Source organism: Magnetococcales bacterium, from assembly GCA_015228935.1.
GTDB lineage: Bacteria > Pseudomonadota > Magnetococcia > Magnetococcales > DC0425bin3 > HA3dbin3.
In genome coordinates, this window is sequence record JADGCO010000029.1 from 1 (window position 1) to 16,312 (window position 16,312).

15 protein-coding genes are annotated in these 16,312 nt (G+C 56.5%); 2 read left to right on the forward strand and 13 right to left on the reverse strand.

The features are described from left to right. The first annotated feature begins 105 nt into the window (after positions 1-105). Positions 106-1,209, forward strand: a complete 1,104-nt coding sequence (locus HQL65_08890) for an SDR family NAD(P)-dependent oxidoreductase (GenBank protein ID MBF0136342.1) — start codon at positions 106-108, stop codon at positions 1,207-1,209. Between the two features lie 194 nt (positions 1,210-1,403). Beyond that, on the forward strand, positions 1,404-1,703 hold the full coding sequence (locus HQL65_08895) for a BrnT family toxin (GenBank protein ID MBF0136343.1): 300 nt from the start codon (positions 1,404-1,406) through the stop codon (positions 1,701-1,703). 68 nt (positions 1,704-1,771) lie between these two features. On the opposite strand, the gene HQL65_08900 is transcribed toward HQL65_08895, so the two are convergent. From HQL65_08900 to HQL65_08960, 13 genes are all read right to left on the reverse strand, one after another. Further along, entirely contained in the window at positions 1,772-1,996 is a 225-nt protein-coding gene (locus HQL65_08900) for a type II toxin-antitoxin system HicB family antitoxin (protein ID MBF0136344.1), read from the reverse strand. Positions 1,997-2,058: 62 nt separating this feature from the next. After that, positions 2,059-2,949, reverse strand: coding sequence for a flagellar motor protein MotB (locus tag HQL65_08905; protein ID MBF0136345.1), 891 nt, complete (start codon positions 2,947-2,949; stop codon positions 2,059-2,061). A gap of 38 nt (positions 2,950-2,987) precedes the next feature. Beyond that, positions 2,988-3,737: a MotA/TolQ/ExbB proton channel family protein gene (locus tag HQL65_08910; GenBank protein ID MBF0136346.1), complete on the reverse strand. Its 750-nt coding sequence runs from the start codon at positions 3,735-3,737 to the stop codon at positions 2,988-2,990. Positions 3,738-3,870: 133 nt separating this feature from the next. Next, complete coding sequence (locus HQL65_08915; protein ID MBF0136347.1) at positions 3,871-4,113, reverse strand: hypothetical protein; 243 nt, start codon at positions 4,111-4,113, stop codon at positions 3,871-3,873. Positions 4,114-4,385: 272 nt separating this feature from the next. Continuing rightward, positions 4,386-5,837, reverse strand: a complete 1,452-nt coding sequence (gene nhaD / locus HQL65_08920; protein ID MBF0136348.1) for a sodium:proton antiporter NhaD — start codon at positions 5,835-5,837, stop codon at positions 4,386-4,388. A 640-nt stretch (positions 5,838-6,477) separates the two neighbouring features. Continuing rightward, positions 6,478-7,890, reverse strand: a complete 1,413-nt coding sequence (locus HQL65_08925; protein ID MBF0136349.1) for a sigma-54-dependent Fis family transcriptional regulator — start codon at positions 7,888-7,890, stop codon at positions 6,478-6,480. A gap of 2 nt (positions 7,891-7,892) precedes the next feature. Then, a complete protein-coding gene (locus HQL65_08930) occupies positions 7,893-10,163 on the reverse strand; it encodes a HAMP domain-containing protein (GenBank protein ID MBF0136350.1) in 2,271 nt (756 codons plus the stop codon). Then, positions 10,160-10,837, reverse strand: coding sequence for a DUF4390 domain-containing protein (locus HQL65_08935; GenBank protein MBF0136351.1), 678 nt, complete (start codon positions 10,835-10,837; stop codon positions 10,160-10,162). Before HQL65_08935 ends, HQL65_08930 begins: the two co-directional genes overlap by 4 nt. Positions 10,838-10,908: 71 nt before the next feature. Further along, positions 10,909-11,841 carry a UDP-3-O-acyl-N-acetylglucosamine deacetylase gene (locus HQL65_08940; protein ID MBF0136352.1) on the reverse strand — a complete coding sequence of 311 codons (933 nt, stop codon included), beginning with the start codon at positions 11,839-11,841 and terminating at the stop codon, positions 10,909-10,911. A 201-nt stretch (positions 11,842-12,042) separates the two neighbouring features. Continuing rightward, the gene (ftsZ, locus tag HQL65_08945; GenBank protein MBF0136353.1) at positions 12,043-13,260 is read right to left on the reverse strand and encodes a cell division protein FtsZ; all 1,218 of its coding nucleotides are present in this window, start codon (positions 13,258-13,260) and stop codon (positions 12,043-12,045) included. A 40-nt stretch (positions 13,261-13,300) separates the two neighbouring features. Continuing rightward, on the reverse strand, positions 13,301-14,539 hold the full coding sequence (gene ftsA, locus HQL65_08950) for a cell division protein FtsA (GenBank protein ID MBF0136354.1): 1,239 nt from the start codon (positions 14,537-14,539) through the stop codon (positions 13,301-13,303). Positions 14,540-14,637: 98 nt separating this feature from the next. After that, positions 14,638-15,351 (reverse strand): FtsQ-type POTRA domain-containing protein, encoded by a 714-nt coding sequence (locus HQL65_08955; GenBank protein ID MBF0136355.1) that lies wholly within the window; start codon positions 15,349-15,351, stop codon positions 14,638-14,640. Beyond that, positions 15,333-16,310 carry a D-alanine--D-alanine ligase gene (locus tag HQL65_08960; protein ID MBF0136356.1) on the reverse strand — a complete coding sequence of 326 codons (978 nt, stop codon included), beginning with the start codon at positions 16,308-16,310 and terminating at the stop codon, positions 15,333-15,335. The genes HQL65_08955 and HQL65_08960 overlap by 19 nt, the downstream gene beginning before the upstream one ends. Between the last annotated feature and the right edge of the window lie 2 nt (positions 16,311-16,312).

Consider the following 16,312-nt stretch of genomic DNA (forward strand, 5'->3'; position numbering starts at 1 on the left):
CCCGCCAGGAGGAAGGGCACAGCCCTTCCTCCTGGACCTCCTTCCCAGTTTTTCATACGTTTTTCACGGTGAACAACCTCAGACAGCAACCTGGTACCAAAACTTGTGAACATGCGCGGATTCGGCAACAAATTATTACGAGGCCTGCAAATCGCTTTTGGAATTTTTTTGGGCTTTCCCGTTTTGATCATCCTGCTGCCAACCTGGTACCTCTATCGATGGACGGAAATTCGCGCTGGCCGACCGGCACCCGTCACCCCCTGGCACTATCTGCAAACCCTGCTGCAATCCCGGAAAGCAGCCTACAGCCTCCAAATGGATGGTCGGGAATTGGGAGGCACATTCACAGACGCTTTTGCAACCAATTCGGACCCCGAACCTGCCGAACCGGATAACTGGGCCGACACTCCAGACAGACTGCAGCAGACCCCCTTCCTCCAGGCAACTTGCGGGGAAAGGGATGGACTCGGCAACGCCATGCCTTGCGAAGGGGTTGCCCTGGTCACCGGGGGCGGCAAACGGTTGGGGGCAAGCCTCTGCCAGGAGCTGGCCCGTCTTGGCTTTGCCGTGGCGGTGGTTTATCACCATTCCGAGCCGGCAGCCCGCCGTCTGGCCAAGGATTTGCGCGCCCGGGGCGGCCAAGCCGAGGCCCTGGCCGTGGATCTGGGCAATCCGGCCCGGATTCTGTCCCTGCTCCATAATGTGGAAAGATGCCTGGGTCCCGTGCGGCTTCTGGTCAACAACGCCGGGGTTTTTGCCCCGACCCGGATCGTGGACGGCAGTTGGGAGGCCATGGATGCCCTGTTCAAGAGCAACCTGCAAGGTCCCCTCTGGCTCTCCCTGCAAGCCGCCGAAAACATGCGCCGTCATGGGGGTGGCCTGATCATCAACATGGCCGATCTGTGGGGTGAACGCCCCCTGGCCGGGCATGCCGCCTATTGCGCTGCCAAGGCGGGTTTGATCATGGCCACCCAGGTTTTGGCACGCGATCTGGCTCCCCGGGTACGGGTCAACGCCATTGCGCCAGGCGGAATTTTACCACCCGATTCACCAACAGATGCCGCTCCCTTCCAAACCCTGCTGCAACACACCCCATTGGCCCACCACGCCAATCCCGATGCGGTTTTGCGAGCCGTTCGATATCTGCTCGCGGCACCCTTCGTGACCGGTGAAATTTTGCATGTGGACGGAGGACGGCGGCTTGTTTGATAACAGCCGTATAAGTCTGTCGCATGGATTCGTCACCTTCGGTCGAATGACCAAGAATCAATTGCCACCGGGCAGGTCACCGGAAAATCAAAAATTCTCCGGCACCTTGCCCATGGTATCGACCCGTGTGGGTAACGGGTTTGGCTTATCATGAGAATGTTGACTGATGATATTTTGTAGCTATCATGAATCACATGAAGATTGAGTTTGATCCCGCCAAGGATTTAGTCAATCGCATGAAGCACGGGGAATCCCTGCGCGAAGCGATTGATCTTGATTGGGAAAAACTCCTTGTCTCCCTGGATTGCCGTCGCGACTATGGAGAGCCGCGCCAGGTTGGCTACGCACCAAAGGATGGAAGGATTTATTGCGTCGTGTTTGTAGACCGTGGAGATACCCGGAGAATCATCAGCCTGCGCAAAGCAAACAAACGGGAGGTCAGGGACTATGTCAGTGCCAGAAACATACATGGGGTTCATACTCCCCACTCCTGAAGAGGAGGAAGCGATCGCCCGTGGCATTGCGGCAGACCCGGATACATACGAGCCAACAACCGAGGAGATCATGGCCATGCGTCCCCTGCGTGACTGGCCAGTTGATCCCGAAATGAAGGTTCTCTTGTCCGTGCGATCCGATTGAACTCAATCGCTTCCCGTAACGTCACCACCAGCGATTCCAGCAGGGATTCACGTGTCATTTCCTGACAATTCACCCCGGAGATTTCTTCGATCCATCCAATCCAGAAGCCATCCACTTGTTTGATAACAGCCGTATAAGTCTGTTGCATGGATTCGTCACCTTCGGTCAAATGACAAAGAATCAATTGCCACCGGGCAGGTCACCGGAAAATCAAAAATTCTCCGGCACCTTGCCCATGGTTCCGGCCCGGGCGGGTGACGGGTTTTGTTCGATGATCAAGGGCGGCTTCAGGCCAATGGGATCGACGGGGGAATTTTTGTCGGCACCTTTGGGTGATTGCAGACCCAACGGATCGGCAGTCAGATCGGGTTTGATATAAACCGGACGGGTCTCCCTGGAGATCATGATTTCCACCCGGGCATTTTGCAAGGGACTGGGGCGCATTTTTTCAGATTTCAAAGGGTGGATTTTCTTGTTCTCAGCCGGTTCGAACTCTGCCATGCCCCGCAGTTGCAGACGATTGGGATCAATCCCCCCTTTGACAGTCATCAGATCAATGACTGCCGCAGCCTTGGCACCCGATATGCCCCAATTGGTGCTGAAGGGTCCTGTCGGGTCGGGAGGCTGGGCATCGGTATGACCCGTCACGCGAATCAGGTTGGGAATGTCGGCAATGGAGGCCGCAATCTGCAACAAAACAATCTCGGTTTCCGGTTGGATTTGCAGCGTACCACTGGTAAAAAGTGCCTGATCATTGATCTGCAACGAAAACCCCTGTTCGGTCTCCATCAATTCCGCATCCCCATTGTCCACCATGGGTCGGGAGAGAACCTCCAGTTTTTCCCGTAGCTTGACCAGAATGATCTGCTGGGAAAATTCGGTGGCAATCAGGGATTCGCCAGAGGGGTCGGCATTGATTTGTTCGACGGTCTGGACCCCAAACGCATTGCGCAGGGAACCTGCTGCCGTCTTGAATTTGACGATATCCAACTGGGCCATGGAGAGCAGCAACACAAAAAAAGTCAACAACAGCGACATCATGTCGCCGAAGGTCATCATGTATGCTGGTGCCCCTTTTTTGCATTTTGGGCAATCGGCCATTGTCCGGATTCCTGTTGATCAAAGATGAGTGTACTGGATCACAGTTCACGCTGTTTGGGTGGCAGCGCGGTCAGCAGGGCCTCCTGCAACAGACGTGGATTGAGGCCTTTCTGGATGCCGAGCATGCCATCGATGATGACCTTGCGCACTTTTTGTTCTTCGGCACTGTAGCTGGAGAGTTTGGTGGCAATGGGCGAGGCAATGAGATTGGCCATCAAGGCACCATAAAACGTGGTGATCAAGGCCACCGCCATGGCCGGACCGATTTTCGATGCATCCTGCATATTGGCGAGCATTTGCACCAGGCCGATCAACGTTCCGATCATGCCAAAGGCCGGGCCGAATTCGGCAACACCCTCCATGAAGGCAATTCCTTTTGCATGGCGTTGTGCCAGAGCATCAACCTCCTTGTTGAGAACATCCGCCAGAAATTCCGGGTCAGCACCATCGACGCAGTAGGTAATGGCCGATTGCAGGAACGGATCACTGGCCTTGACTTTTTCCAGGGCCAGGATGCCATCCTTGCGGGCGATGTTGGCCAAATCCACCAATTGGGAAATGACCTTTTCCAGACTCTGCTCCTTGACCACGAACACCTTGGCGGTGACTGCCGCCACATTGGCGATTTCGCTCAGCTTGTGCCGCACGAACATGGCGCAAACCGTGCCCCCGCATGTGATCAACACACTCGGTATGTCGATAAACATTGCAAAGGTGCCACCAATGAGGATGGCCCAGGAAATCAAGCCAAGACCGGCCAGGAGACCAACGATTGTCGCAACATCCATTTTCAATGATCCTCATTGCATTGAAGTACAAATCAAAAAAAACAGGCCAATTCAATCCTCAATATCAACATAAATATCAAAATCATGATCAAGTATTATTTAATATTATATACGCATATGAATCCTTGAACAATCATATTTTCCGCTTGTTCGATGTTGCTGACCTGGTTTGCAATCCGGTCTTTCTCCTCTTGTCCTGTTCCCTGGAATCTTTCTTTTCTTTCAGTTTTTCAGCCCTGTAACGCCTGATCAGATAGACTGTCAGGAGGAGAGCCACAAGCATCATGAACCCGACAAAACCCCATGCCATGTCCGTATTGTCATGTACCTTGTTTTTAAAGCCTCTGGATGCTGATTCAACGCGACTGGTTTCCATGGTCATTTCCTGAAACGATGGTACCTGGTGTACGGTGGGGCAGAGTCGCAAACTTCCACTCACCCCATGATTGAACATTCATCTTTCTTAAAGGCTGTCCATTAACCCTCGGATAAAAAAATTGGAAAGAAAGACTTTATTGGGGCTCCGCCCCAAACCCCGCCAAGAGGAAGGGCACAGCCCTTCCTCTTGGACCTCCATCCCAGTTTTTCATTCTTTTTTTTTGAAATTAACAAGTTATTAGACAGTCTCTTATGTTTTTTCGCTCTAATTCAATGCACGATAACAGCAACATTATTGAACAGGTGGCTATTGACCAGCAGATGCGCCCCAATGCTGGCTGCGAAGCCCAGGGCCACGACCGGAGTCCATTTCAGATGGGAAAAGAAGGTATATTTTCCCCGGGCCTGTCCCATGAGGGCGACACCGGCGGCGGAGCCGATGGAAAGGAGGCTCCCACCAACCCCGGCGGTCAGGGTCACGAGCAGCCACTGTCCTGCATCCATGGCCGGCATCATGGTCAGGATGGCAAACATGACGGGAATGTTGTCCACAATTGCGGAGAGTACGCCTACGGACACGTTGGCCAGGGTCGGACTCCATTCGACATACAGGGCCTGGGAAACGAGGGCCAGGAAACCCAGGAAACCCAACCCTCCAACACAGAGAACGACCCCATAGAAAAACATCAGGGTATCCCATTCGGCCCGCCCCAATTCACGAAAAATGTCGAAGCGAATATCGCCGATAAATTCGTTGGATTTCAACGGGTGGGAATTTTCCGGATGTTGGCGGCGATAGCGTTCGACGGTCGTTTTCAGGTAAAAGCCCAGAAACTGGATATAGGCCAGACCAAGCATCATGCCGGCTGCCGGGGGAAGATGCAAATATTGGTGAAACGAAACCGAGGTCATGATGGTGAGAAGGAACAGGAAGATGGCTCGTTTGGCACCGCGCCGCATCCGCACGACTTCCTGGCTGGGTGCCGGTCGTTCGTCGGGCACGGAAAAATGCATGATGGCACAGGGAACCAGCCAGTTGACCAATGCCGGGATGAACAAGGCAAAAAAGCCGGCAAAGGGAATGACCCCTTTTTGCCACACCATCAGGGTGGTGATGTCGCCAAAGGGGCTGAACGCGCCTCCGGCATTGGCTGCCACCACGATGTTGATGCAGGAGAGCGCGACAAAGCGGGTATTGTCCTTGCCGACGGCCAGCACCACGGCACACATGAGCAGGGCGGTGGTCATGTTGTCCGCCACCGGTGAAATGAAAAAGGCCAGGACTCCGGTCAACCAGAACAGTTTCCGATAGCCGAAACCGGTCCGAATGAGCCAGGAGCGCAAGGCCTGAAACACCTGCCGCTCATCCAATGTATTGATATAGGTCATTGCAACGAGCAGAAACAGAAACAACTCTGCATAGTCCAGCAGATTGTGGCGCAAGGCTTCCCCGACCACGCCGGGCAGGTTGTGTTCGGCATAGACCCAGGCAATCATGGCCCACATGGCACCCGCCGCCAGCAGGACCGGTTTGGACTTGCGCAGGTGTGTAAACTCTTCTGTCATGACGAACAGATAGGAGACGATGAAAGTCCACAAGGCAAATATGCCCACGCTGTGGTTGGTCAAATCCAGGTGCCTGGTGGCCGCACCGGTCCCCCCTGTGGACGCCCAGGTCAGACCCGGCCATCCCCACAGCGGAACAATCGCTGCGATCCACATGCATAACCTGTTGAACATGATCGCCTCCCGGAGGTTTCGTTCGTTTCGCTTTCGTCGTTATCTTTATCAAATTTTAACATGCTTCATTCTCCAGTCAATGTTTTCTCGTGCCACGTTCGTTCCGGACGTGGCAGCACCGCCCATAATTATTATTATCATCATCCTGAATAATAAATTGAATAAATAAATGATAATAATTCAAGAATGCCATGGAGTTTCCCCGGAAGGTGAGGCGCAACCCTTCTTCCTGGGCTTTCATCCTTGTATTTAATAATTTTTATTTTATTTCCAAATCAAAAATTTACTTAGAGGCTATCCAATAACTTGTTGATTTCAAAAAAACAAATGAAAAACTGGGATGGAGGTCCAGGAGGAAGGGCTGTGCCCTTCCTCCTGGCGGGGTTTGGAGCGGAGCCCCATGCTGTTTTTTTACGCCCCCCTTTTCCCAGGCTTTTTTTGCGCCGTTTGCAAAAAAAGCCCAGGGGGCGGGCCATGGTCTGACTCTTGGCGCGTTGTTCAGCGCCAAGAGTCAGACGTATTGCAGGTTTTTTAAAGAGAAAGCACGCATCGTGGCCGAAAGGATGATCATGGCCTGGAGTAAGAACGGAATTATAATGATGGGATGTATCGTTGCAATCTTTCAACCCAACCCCAGAGATTTCAGCTTGCGGTGCAACGCCGACCGTTCCATGCCCACCGCTTCCGCCGTGCGGGAAATGTTGCCCTGATGGCGGGCCAAGTGTTCCGCCAGATAGTGCCGTTCAAACTCCTCCCTGGCGGTGCGCAGATTGGCGCTGCGCAGGAGCTGCTCCCAGGGAGATTGCACCTCGCGGTCACGCCGCACGATAAAGTCCGGCAAATCCTCGGGACGCAGCACCGGTCCGGGGGCCATGATCAGCAGGCGTTCCACGAGGTTTTTCAACTCCCGGACATTGCCCGGCCAGTGATACTCGGCCAACAGATCGAGTGCTTGTTGGGCAAAACTCCAGTGTGGTGTGACACTCTGGTGCTGACCGATAAAATAGGCCACCAGGGCCGGAATATCCTCGCGCCGCTCCCGCAAGGGAGGAACCCGTAACGGAATCACGTTCAAACGATAGAAAAGGTCGGCCCGAAAGCGGCCCTGGGCAATCAGCTCTTCCAGGTTTTTGTTGGAAGCGGCGATCACCCGGACATCCACCTGGACTTCCCGACTCCCCCCCACCCGCTGGAAACGCTGTTCCTGGAGGATGCGCAATATTTTGGCCTGGGTATTCAGGGCCATGTCGCCAATCTCATCGAGAAAGACCGTGCCCCGATGCCCCTGTTCGAAGCGTCCCACCCGGGGATCCTTCTCTTCGTTCATGCCGCCTGGTTCATATCCGAACAGTTCGCTTTCGATCAGGGTTTCCGGAATGGCCGCCGAATTGACGGTGATGAAGGGACCTTCCGCCCGCTGCGAAAATTTATGGATGCGGCGGGCAGCCACCTCCTTGCCGGTACCATTTTCGCCGGTAATCAAAACCCAGCCGCTGGTCGGAGCCACCCGGCGGATCTGCTGGTCCAACTCCCGCATGATGGGTGTATCGCCGATCATGGGTTGATCCAGGACCACCCGCGCCTTGAGATCGCGATTTTCCCGCACCAGGACCAGCTCCCGGATGGCCCGCTCCAGCAGCAGCAGGACCCGATCCAGGGAGAGGGGTTTTTCAAGAAAATCGTAGGCACCACCCTTGGTGGCCACCACGGCGGTATTGATGGTGCCATGCCCCGACATCATGATGACCGGGGCATCGACATTGGCGGCCAGAATCATCGGGGACGTCGCTCCCGGATGGGTCTCGCCGGCGGCTGATTTTTTCTGCCCCTTGATGCGATCCAACGTTTCGATACCGTCGATGCCATCCATCCAGATATCCAGGAGAATGGCATCCACGAGCTGGCGCGCCAGCAGGCGCAGGGCTTCTTCGCCCGAGGCAGCCTCCAGGACCCGATACTCCTCGTCCTCCAGAATGCCCCGCAAACTGGTGCGGATGGACTCTTCATCGTCCACGATCAGGATGGTGTGACTCATGGTCAACAAACCGTTGGCCCAGACAAGGTTGATGCCGATGTGGGACCATGCATGGACAGTTGAAACTCCACCTGCACCCCCTGCCAGGGAGATTCCCGCAGCCGCAGGGTGCCACCATGATCCTCGATGATTTTCTTGACGATGGCCAGGCCCAGGCCGGTACCCTTTTTCTTGGTGGTGAAATAGGGTTCCCAAACCCGTGACCGGTCTTCCGGGGGAATGCCAATGCCGTTGTCGGCCACCACCACCCTGGCCCATTGGCCATTCTGCGCAAGCGCGGTGGAAATGACAAGTCGGCCAGGTTGGGCGGCATCCCCCTCTTTTTCCTGCCGTTCATGAATCGCCGCCAGGGCGTTGGCGATCAGATTGGTGACCACCTGCTTGATCTGGCCGCGATCATAGGGAAACAGGGTCAGTTCATTTGAAAATTCACTCTTGAAATCAATCGCACGCAACTCTGTATCATGCAGGGTCAACACGTCGCGGATGGTGGCGTTGAGGTCATCGTTTTTCAGATCCGGGCGCGGCATGCGGGCAAAGTTGGAAAATTCATTGACCAGCACGCGCAGCTCCTCGACCTGACTGATGATGACACGGGTTCCTTCGTCCAGGATGCGCCAATCCCGGCGCTCCTGCTCCCCCTCCCGCAGATATTTGCGGCGCAGGCGTTGCGCCCACAATTGAATCGGGGTCAATGGATTCTTGATTTCATGGGCAATCCGGCGTGCCACATCACTCCAGGTCCGGGTCCGTTGCGCCTGCAGAACATCGGTCAAATCATCGAAGGTCAGAATGAACCCGCTCCCTTCATCTTGTTGATTTTCCAGCAGGGTCAGGCGAATCAGCAGGGTCAGATGCCGGTCCGGGGCCTGAATCTGAATCTGGGTGGAGAGCATGTTGCCACCTTCGCTGCCGGGACCCGGGACCCGTTCGGAGCGCATGGGAGCATTTTTCAACAAGGTGCGTACCGGCTCCAACACCTCTCCCGGCAACACCGTCGCATAAGGCTGGCCCATGGCCGCAGCCAGATTCACGCCCAACAGCTCGCCGGCCACAGGATTCATCAAGGTGATTTCATCGAAGCGATTGACGCTGATCACCGCCGAGGAAATATTGCGCAGAATGGCGGCCATGAAGCGCCGCCGCTCTTCCAGCAGGGCATTGGTGGTTTGCAGATCCCGCTGATTTTCCGTCAGCTTCAAGGTCATGGCATTGAAGGCGGCCTGCAAGGTGGCCAGTTCATCGTCACCGGTCACCGGCAGGGTGACGGAGAGATCGCCGGCGGCCACCTTGCGGGTTCCCTCCACGAGTTCGGTGATCGGATCGGTTATCTCTCCGGCCATTCGGAACCCGGACCACATGGCCGCCAGCAACAACAACAACGTCATCAATGCCAGGGTCAGGGCATGGCTGTTTTTGAGCAGTCCATGGGCGGCCCGCAACTGGTTGTAATCGACATAGGCGGCTTCGATCACCTCCATCTGGCCGAGAATCTGCCGGTCGATCCAGCGACCGGTGGAGAGATAGACATCCCCTCCCAGATAGACAAAGGCCCGCACGCGCGTTCCAGTGTCATTGCTCACCAAAAGTGCCCGGGTTGAACCGTCGCGCAGCGTTGTCAGACCCGGAAGAGGATCTGGAGGCAGGTCCCCCGCATGACTGATGCGGGTGCCATTGCTGCGCTGGATGACGATTTCATCCAGACCACGCGCCAACCGTTCCAGCTCCAGGGCCGCCCGGGTCGCATCCTGGTCCTGCAAGGCGACGCTGGAGGTGATGATCCGGTTTCTGGCAATATCCTCGGCGTCGTGGCGGATGGTCCGTTGGCTCTCCTGATAGTATGAACGGGCCACTTCCAGGGAGTGGGCCAGTGCCTGGGTGATCCGGTCGGAAAACCAGGAATCCACCCCGCGATTGAGCAGCTCCAGGGACAAAATCGCCACCACCACCGTCGGCACGAGCGACAAGGCCACAAACATGGCCACCATGCGGGTGCGCAGTTGCGACCCGGCCCGTTGTTGCCGCCGGTCCAGCCAGAGCCGGGAGAGGTTGCGCACCACCAAAAATCCCAGCGCCAGCAACAAAAACAGATTGATATACAAAAGTATCAAAAATGCCAGGCTGTAGTTGCCCCCGGCTGCCGTCTGCACCTGCAAGCCCAGGCCCGTGGTCAGGGTGGTTGCCACCACCAAAAACAAAAACAGCGTGGCCAGCCAACCCCGTTTTGAACGGGTTGCCCACGCCGCCCATCTGACCCACCGCCAGTTGCTCATGAATGACGAAATTCCGTCACAAGACGATAATCCACCGGTCGCCAAAAGGTGAACAACCGGTTCAAAAAACGCAAGGGACGCGATATGCCTTCCCGCTCCAATTCAAAATGGGTCTCCAGGAGATAGCGTCGCCCCGGAAGCAAAAAATGGGTGGTCGCCCCGGTTTTACGTTCTTCCAGAAGAATGTTGCGCGGATGTCCCAAAAATTGCAGGGCTTCGTCGTCGTCGTCGGTGTAATAGGTCTGTCCCCGGGTGATTTCCTGCATTTCATACCGTTGCGTGATCAGATGGTAACGCAGACGGCGCTTCAGTTTCAAGCGCGACACCTCCCGATCCGGCAGGAGGGTACGCACTTCCAGCAATCGAAAACGATAGGCCGCCAGGATCGGCTCCCCCTGTTTCAAGAGTTCCAGCGCCTCGCGCTGAAACGCCGGCGTCAGGGTTGCCTGGGCATACAGATTGTTCCCCTGCATGGAAGCCACCACCTCCCGCAGGGGATTGGGAGGTGGGGCATGTTCCGTCTGACAAGCCGTCAGGAAAAACAACAACAGCAACCCGAGACCATACTGAACCATCCGCAGCAGCAACCCACGGCCACACCGATGCAGTGGATGGCCTTGATCATCGTTTTCACCAGTCCCCTGCCCATGGCCGAAATGACGATCAAGGCCCAACAGATGCATCCATTCGGAAAAACCAAGCCGTCTCTCCCCATTTCCGGGGAAAAACCAAACCGACCGACTCATCAATTCGGAAAAGCCACGGCGGGTTCTCCCACTCCCAGCGAATAGGGATGGAAGGTTGGGACGGGAAGATCGAACGACTCCCCCTCGACAAACTCCCAGGCTCCAGATTGGGACAACAATTTGTGGAGCAGCATGTTGTTCATCGTATGGCCGGAGCGGATTCCCTCGAACTGGCCCAGGATGGGGTGACCCAGCAGATAGAGATCACCGAGGGCATCCATGATTTTATGGCGGGCAAACTCGTCTTCATAGCGCAGACCGCCATCGTTGAGAATGCGAAAATCCCCGATGGCAATGGCATTGTCCAGGGAGGCTCCCCGGGCCAGACCATTGGACTGCAACTTTTCCACTTCCTTGAGAAAGCCGAAGGTACGCGCCCGACTCACCTCTTTGACGAAGGAGGTTTCGGTAATTTCCAGATCCACGCTCTGTTCGGTCAGCAGGGGGTGGTCGAAATCGATCATGAAGCTGACCTGGAACCCGTCTCCGGGATAGAAGGCGGCCCGTTTGTCCCGATCTTCGACGATCACCGGTTTCCTGACACGGATCCATTTTCTTGACACGCGCTGTTCCACGACCCCCGCGCACTGGATCAGAAAAACAAACGGGGCGGCGCTGCCATCCATGATGGGCACTTCGCGGGTGTCCAGATCGATGTAGGCATTGTCCACGCCCAACCCGGCGAAGGCGGCCAGGAGGTGTTCCACCGTGGAGACCTGCACCCCGTCATCATTGGCGAGCGTGGTGCAAAGGCGCGTATCGATGACATTTTCGACCCGGGCCGGGATCAAGGCGTTCCGGCAGTCCGTGCGACGAAAAACGATACCGGTATTTTCAGGGGCCGGTCGCAGCGACAGGTAGGTCTTTTCGCCGCCATGCAGGCCAATACCGGTACAACGAATCGTGTTTTTTAAAGTTCTTTGCAAGTACATGAAAAAGCACCCTGGATTCCGTTCCGACCCCCTCTGTGGGGCCTCCATGACAACCTTGCCTGGAGTATGGAAAAAATATGCCAAATTCTAAAACCGGGCAAATATCTTTCTGCCATTCGAGGTTGGTCACAACGGTCCTGCCGGCTCCCTGAACGCTTTCGGACGACCCGAGGGTCGTCCGAAGCCTGTTTTCCGTGCTGATCAGTCAATTTGTCGGCGCAGGAAGGTCGGGGTATCCAGGACATCGGCATTGACCGGGGCGAACTCTTCCAGGTCGGCGCGTCGCCTGGGACGACGGTTGGACTTGCTCATGGCTTCAGCCGGGGTTGCAGCATCCATCTCTTTTTCCGGCTGGGCAGAGGCAACCTGCCGGAAATTTTTTTGCTGACCGACTTGTTGCGGGGCGGGCTTTTCACGGCTGTCACGGCTGTCACGGCTGGGGAAGGCCATTTTTTCGGCGCTGCCGATGCCTGTTGCCACCACGGTGACGCGGACCGAATCTTCCATGGCTTCGTCGAGAACGGCACCGAAGACAATGATGGCATCTTCATGGGCCATGTCCCGGACCACGGTGGCAGCTTCGTCCACTTCCTGGAGGGCCAGATTGTAGCCACCGGTAATGTTGATCAGGACCCCGCGGGCACCGTGGATGGAGACATCGTCGAGCAGCGGACTGGAGATGGCCTGGGTGGCGGCGTCGAGGGCGCGGGTATCGCCGGAGGCTTCGGCGGCTCCCATCATGGCCTGGCCCATTTCGTCCATCACGGTGCGCACATCGGCAAAATCGACATTGATCAGGCCGGGAATGGTGATCAGATCGGTGATGCCGCGCACGGCCTGGTGCAGGATGTCATCCGCCTTGCGGAACGCTTCCAGGATGGTGGTATTTTTTCCCACCACGCCCAGGAGTTTCTGGTTGGGGATGGTGATGACCGTATCGACGTGTTTGCGCAGTTCGGCCAAGCCTTCTTCGGCGAATTTCATGCGGCGTTTGCCTTCGAAGCCGAAGGGTTTGGTCACCACGGCCACGGTCAGGATCTGCATTTCCTTGGCAATCTTGGCGATGATGGGGGCCGCGCCGGTTCCGGTACCGCCACCCATGCCGGCAGTGATGAACACCATGTCGGCCCCGTGCAGGGCTTCCTGGATGCGTTCCCGGCTCTCTTCGGCGGCCCGCATGCCCATATCGGGTTTGGCTCCGGCCCCGAGACCCCGGGTCACCCCTTCGCCGATCTGGATGCGGATGGGAGCCAGATTCCGGGTCAGGGCCTGCGCGTCGGTATTGGCAACGATGAACTCCACCTTGTCCAACTGGGACTGGATCATGTTGTTGATGGCATTGCCACCGCCTCCGCCAACGCCGACGACCTTGATCCGCGCTCCTTTTGTTTCATCGTTCTGCTCAAATTCGATGCTCATGGGACCCCCTCAATAGCCTGAAAATTTCGGGCATCATACCTCAAAAAATTTCTCCAAACCACTCTCGCATGCGATGCATCACCTTGCGGACACCTCCGGTCTCCTCCGGGATAAAACGTGTGGGGCGGTCCCGGTCGAAGCGGGTGGCGAACTGCACCAGGCCCACAGCCGTGGAGTATATCGGACTGTTGACGACATCCGTCAATCCACCCACTCCCTGTGGGGATCCCCGGCGAACCGGCTTCTGAAAAACATCCTCGGCCAGCTCGGCCATTCCTTCCATGATAGCCGAACCGCCGGTCAAGACAATGCCTGCTGCGATCTGTTCCTCGAAACCGGAGCGGGCAATTTCGCGCTTGACCAGGGTGAACAGCTCTTCCACACGCGGCTCAATGATTTCCGCCAGGATGTGCCGCGCCAGGGTACGGGGTTTGCGGTCGCCGATACTGGGAACTTCGATGATCTCTTCCGCGTTGACCAGGGAAGAGAGAGCCGCTCCATAGGTTTTCTTGAGCTGTTCGGCCTCCCGGGTCGGGGTACGCAGACCAACGGCAATATCGTTGGTGATATGATCGCCACCGATCGCCAATACGGCAGTATGCTTGATATGACCTTCCGCAAAGATGGCAATATCCGTGGTACCGCCGCCAATGTCAAGCAGGCAGACGCCCAACTCCTTTTCGTCCGAGGTCAGGACGGCCTCGGCGGAGGCCAACTGTTCGAGGATGATGTTGCCCACATCCAGTCCGCAACGGTTGGCGCATTTGATGATGTTGTGGGCCGAGGAAACTGCGCCGGTGATGATGTGAACGTTGGCTTCCAGACGAACTCCCGACATGCCCAGAGGTTCCTTGATGCCATCCTGGCCATCCAGGATGAACTCCTGGGGAATGGTATGGAGAATTTCTCGATCCTGGGAAATGGGTTGTGCCCGGGCGGCATCCAGAACCCTTTGGATATCGCTGGCGGTCACCTCCCCTTCCTTGGTGGCCACCACGCCGTGAGAGTTGCCGCTCTTGATGTGGCTGCCGGCGATGCCGGTGTAGACCATGTTGATCTCCACCCCGGCCATCATTTCCGCTTCTTCCACGGCCATGCGCATGCTTTCGACCGTGGAGTCGATGTCGATCACCACCCCCTTGCGCAACCCCCGGGAGGGGTGGGTGCCGATACCGATGATATCCAGGCGTCCATCCTGTTGCTGATCGGCGACGATGCAGCAGATCTTGGTGGTTCCAATATCAAGGCCAATAATAAGATTTTGATCCTGTTTCGCCATATTGCTTCCGAATCATCCTGATCGTTTGAGGCCTGGCAGGGACCATGCTCACCCTTGAAACAGGCTCTCTTCCCTGGCTGCGACGTGAGATCTTTTCCTTAAAGCTGCTTTTCGGGGGGCATGGGGCGCACTGCCACCAGGCCCGACACGCGCATATCCACTTGCCGGATACGGCGATCCAGGACCCGATACCGGTCCTGAAGCTGTCTCAACAGGTTCATCTCTGCCTCCGTGCGCTGTGAAAACAGGATTCTGACACCTTTCTTCGTATACACGATCCAGCGGTCACCGGGAATGCTGATCGCTTCCGACAGTTGCTCCCGCAACCAGGAGTGTTTTCCCAAAAGGTTCATGAGTGAGACCACTGTTTCCGGCTCCAAAACCGACTCCTTGCGAAACACCACCGGCATCCGCAGGGGATCTCCCTTTTCCAGGAGCTTGATTGGTTTGCCATATTCATCCAGCAGGGTCAACTGCTCCCCCTGCCGCCCCATGCAGACCGCCACTTTTTCAATCATGGCAATGGACAAAATACCCGGATAGACCCGTTCGACACGTACCTTCCGAATCCAGGGCAGGGCTGCCATGCGTTCCATGACCTGGCGCGGATTGATCAACAACAAATTGGTTCCCTGCACAATCCCGATGTCGCGCAGGGCGTTCAGGATGGCTTTCTCATCCGTATGCACCCGACCCAACAAGCGGATTTCCTGCAACTGAAAATGCCCGGGCTGACGGGCTTCACGCCACCCCAGTGACACCCCTCCTGCAATCAACAAGGCCAGTAGGAAAATCAGTAAACGGGACCACATGACTTCAATGCAGCACTTCGCAATATTCGTGCCACAAGTTGATCGAAACTCATTCCCATGGCAGCGGCAGCCTTGGGAGCCAAACTGAGTTCGGTCATACCCGGCACGGTGTTGATCTCAAGGACCCAGGGTAATTCATCACGATCCAGCATGATATCGACCCTGGCCAAACCACAACATCCAGCCACCCGATAGGCCGCCAGAGCGGCATCTCGCGCCCGTTCCAAAGCCAGCGCCGAAACATTTTGCGGGGGGATCCGGTACTCTGTCCGACCTGCCGTATATTTGTTTGTATAATCGTAGAAACCACTGACCGGATGAATTTCGATGGGGGGCAGCGGCTGGTCATCGAGGATGGAGATGGTCAACTCCTTGCCGACGATGGCCGTTTCCACCAGAATGCGGGCCACGCCGTCGGCGGGCAGATCGTCGGTTTTGGCGGCTTGCAGCAAGGCTCCCGCCAGTTGTGACCGTTCCGTCACGCGCGTGACGCCGACGCTGGAGCCGGAGTTGGCCGGTTTGACATACCAGGGAGGCGTGGATTTGACCCGGGCGGCAGCGGCTTCCGGGTCTCCGCCGCTTGCGGTCAGAATGATCTCTTCTCCCGGGGGTGTCGGCACACCGGCGTCACGGAACAGACACTTGGTCAAACTTTTGTTCATGCACACCGCCGACGCCGCCACACCGGAGCCGCTGTAGGGGATCCCCATCACTTCCAGGAGTCCCTGGACCGTGCCATCTTCCCCCAGAGGGCCGTGCAGGGCCAGGACTGCGACCTGGATGCCTTCCCGAACCAGGAGCGTGGCCAGATCCCGTCCCGCATCAATCGCCACGACCCGATGACCGAGGCGTTCGAGGGCGGCGGTCATGGCGCGCCCGCTCCGCAGGCTGACCTCCCGTTCCGCCGAAATCCCCCCCATCAACACACCGATTTTTCGACCTTGCCATTCCATGTTCATTT